Consider the following 580-nt stretch of genomic DNA (forward strand, 5'->3'; position numbering starts at 1 on the left):
GATCCTCACCGCGATCGCGGCGGGGAAGACGACGTCGAACGAGATAGCGCAAGCGATCGGGATCGACGGGAAGCAGATTTCGACATACACACAGAAGCTCGAGCGATTACGGCTCATCGAGCGGGAGGTTCCACTCACGGAGCAGAAGGCGAAATCTCGCCGCGGCCGGTACCGGCTCCTCGACCCGCTGTTCCGGTTCTGGTTCCGATTCGTCTACGGGAACGAAGACCGCTACGAGCGCCTCGGCGAAGACGCCTATGAGGCACTCATCGAACCAGAACTCGCAGACTTCGTCAGCCCGGCGTTCGAGACGCTCTGTCAGGACGCTCTCCCGGACCTCTACCCGGATGAGCTCTTCCTCGACATCGGGCGCTGGTGGTACAAAGAACACGAGATTGACGTCGTCGGATTCACTGACGACGGAACGATGGTCGTCGGCGAGTGCAAGTTCACGAACGCACCCCTCGACTACAGCGCGCTCGCATCACTGGAAGGGCACGCTGAAGAGGTCCGGTGGACGCCGCGAGATGATGGCGACGCCGATGTCGAATACGTATTGTTCACGCGGAGCGGTGCGACC

General features: G+C 61.4%; 1 protein-coding gene. It reads left to right on the forward strand.

From position 1 onward, the window contains the following. The coding region (locus ABDZ36_RS02810) for an ATP-binding protein (RefSeq protein ID WP_343749193.1) at positions 1 to 580 on the forward strand (580 nt) is incomplete at both ends.

The organism is Halarchaeum salinum (genome assembly GCF_039520965.1).
In the GTDB taxonomy this organism is placed as follows: Archaea; Halobacteriota; Halobacteria; order Halobacteriales; family Halobacteriaceae; genus Halarchaeum; species Halarchaeum salinum.